3 protein-coding genes are annotated in these 2,630 nt (G+C 60.3%); all 3 read right to left on the bottom strand.

The features are described 5' to 3' along the window. Positions 1 to 1,358 (bottom strand): pyridoxamine 5'-phosphate oxidase family protein (locus tag AC1DH9_RS26895; protein WP_477809123.1); only part of this gene is annotated, 1,358 nt, incomplete at its 3' end. A 64-nt stretch (positions 1,359 to 1,422) separates the two neighbouring features. Beyond that, positions 1,423 to 2,046 carry a glutathione S-transferase family protein gene (locus AC1DH9_RS26890; RefSeq protein WP_477809122.1) on the bottom strand — a complete coding sequence of 208 codons (624 nt, stop codon included), beginning with the start codon at positions 2,044 to 2,046 and terminating at the stop codon, positions 1,423 to 1,425. A gap of 129 nt (positions 2,047 to 2,175) precedes the next feature. Then, positions 2,176 to 2,630, bottom strand: a 455-nt coding sequence (locus AC1DH9_RS26885; protein ID WP_477809121.1) for a LysR substrate-binding domain-containing protein, incomplete at its 5' end; no start/stop codon positions are given.

Genomic DNA, 2,630 nt, shown 5'->3' with positions numbered 1-2,630 from the left:
CGGCCCTGGTAAACCACTTCACGCAGCATCGACAACAACGGCGTGATGCCGACCCCGGCCGCCAACAGCACCAGTGGTCGCTGTTCATTGGCGGCTACCGTGAAATGCCCCTGCGGTGCGCGGACTTCAATCAAATCACCGACCTGAATCCCTTCGTGCAGGTGCGAAGACACCAATCCGTCACGCTTCACGCTGATACGGAAGAACTCATCGGAGGGCGCACTCGACAGACTGTAAGTGCGGATATGCACCTGGCCATCAAGCGTGAAGCGCACCGGCAAATGCTGCCCGGCCTGGAACAGCGGTAACCCGGCGCCGTCAGCCGACTCCAGATAGATCGAGCGAATGCTCTGGCTTTCCCGCTCGATCCGGGACACCCGCATTGGCCGCCAGCAATCGCCCAATGCCGCTGCCTGCAACCTGGCGGCAGCCTGTTCCCAGGTGCCGGTCAACAAACTGGTGGGCGAAACCCCATCGAAGCGCCAGCGCAACGCCAACGCTGCGGGTCGCCGAACCACCTGCTGCACATGCAGCTTCCACAGCCGTTCGGCGCCTTGAAAGGCTTCTACTTGTGGGCCATCGAGGATTATTTCGGTACGACCGCTGACCTGCAGCAGATCGCCTGTGGTGAAATCGATAAACAGCAACCCGGCCCGCGGATTGAGCAGCAGGTTGCCCAAGGTATTGAAGTGCAGATTGCCAGCAAAATCAGGGATGGTCAGGCAGTCACCCTCGACCTGAACGAAGCCCGTCTGGCCACCACGGTGGGAAACATCCACAGAACGTGAGTTATCCACATCCACGTAACTGGCGACAAAAAGGGTGTCGGCATCCCGAATCATCGCCTTGGCCGCGTCATCCAGCGAATTCAGGCGTTGTGCGATACGAGTCGACGGATCGGCCAACGGCACCGATTCGAACTGCCGCAATTGAATGTACTGCGGGCAATTACCGAAGGACTGCTCGACCGAGACGCTCAGGCCTTGCGCGCCAATCGCACTGACCCGGCCGTTGATCCGGTTACGCCGCCTTGTGTGCAACTCGATCCCCAGCAAGCCAATCGCCGCCCCGGCGTGTAATTGCGCCGGGTCGTCCAACGTGGGCAGGCTGTCGAGTTGCAACTGCGCAGGTTCGGGGGAATGGGCGAAACCCGGCGGGCCTTCGAGGATGCTCGCCCAGGGGTTACCGTCGGCGTCCACGGCACCGAACACCATGAACGGCAACTGCCGATAGAACTGCCGATGCTGATCCGGCATTTGCTTGCGGATCACCTTGCGCCCGTGCGCTTCCATACGCTCGGCAACCCCTGCATGAGCCTGTAACTGTTTCTCGCCGGCATGCCAAGGTGAAAGCTCCATCACGGTTCTCCCCTGCGCACCCGGCGCAGTGTGAACGGCCCGACATCGCCAGGCCGCAAGCGCTTCAGGCAGTTTGTAAACCGGCCACAGTGCGTGGCATGCCGACAAAACCGGGCAAGGCCTCGATCCGCGCCAGCCAGGCCCGCACGTTGGCATAATCAGCCAGCGACACGTTGCCTTCCGGCGCATGCGCGATGTAGCTGTAGGCAGCAACATCGGCGATGGTCGGCTCATCACCCGCAAGATAGGTCGATTTGCTCAGTTCCTGATCAATCACCTTGAGCAGGTTGTGGGAACGGGTAATCACTTCATCGGCATTGTTAGGTGCACCGAACACCGTGATCAGTCGTGCAATGGCCGGGCCGAAGGCAATCKGTCCGGCCGCTATCGACAACCAGCGCTGAACTCTGGCTGCACCGACCGGGTCGGCGGGCAACCAACGGCCCTTGCCATACTTCTGCGCCAGGTACACCAGAATCGCGTTGGAATCGGCCAGCACCACACCCTGGTCATCGATCACCGGAACCTGACCAAAGGCATTGAGTGCAAGAAAATCCGGCTGTTTGTGTGCGCCTTTCGCCAGATCGACGAAGATCAGTTCGGTTGGCAGCTCAAGCAACGACAGCATCAGCTCCACACGGTGGGCGTGGCCGGAACGTGGGAAGTTGTAGAGTTTGATGGCGTGCATAGTCGACTCCGCGGCTGGATCACGCGGTTCAGGAGGGAACCGCGCTAAGTKGCGTTATCTTCCACCTGCCATCAAATCAACAGAATAACCAGAAAACACAATCGATCATTTCACCCAGCGCAATAACGCTCAGGCGCGCAATGCCGGATGTTCACGTAATGCCTTCACCGCATAGTCCACGAAACTGCGTACCCGCACCGGCGCCTTGCGCCCGCCCTGATACACCACATGGATGGGCAACGGCGGCAGTTCGAAGTCTTGCAGGACGATTTCCAACTCACCGCTGGCCACCTTGCTGGCCACCTGATAGGAAAGAACCCGGGTCAATCCAAGCCCCAGAGCCGCGGCCGTGATTGCCGCCTGATTCGCCGTGACGACCAGACGCGGTTCAGGGCGAATGCTCAACACCTCTCCGGCCTCGCTAAAGGGCCAGTTTCGCTGTTGCCCAATGGACGAGGTGGCAACAATCCGCGCCCGGCCCAGATCATTGGGATGCATTGGCCGGCCATGACGCTTCAGATAATCGGGAGACCCGCAGATAACCCGCCGCACCTCGCCGACCAGAATGGCGTGCTGATTGCTGT

The organism is Pseudomonas sp. 05T35 (genome assembly GCF_056396605.1).
The sequence above is the reverse complement of the archived record's forward strand: the minus strand, read 5'-3'. Positions and strand labels throughout refer to the sequence as shown.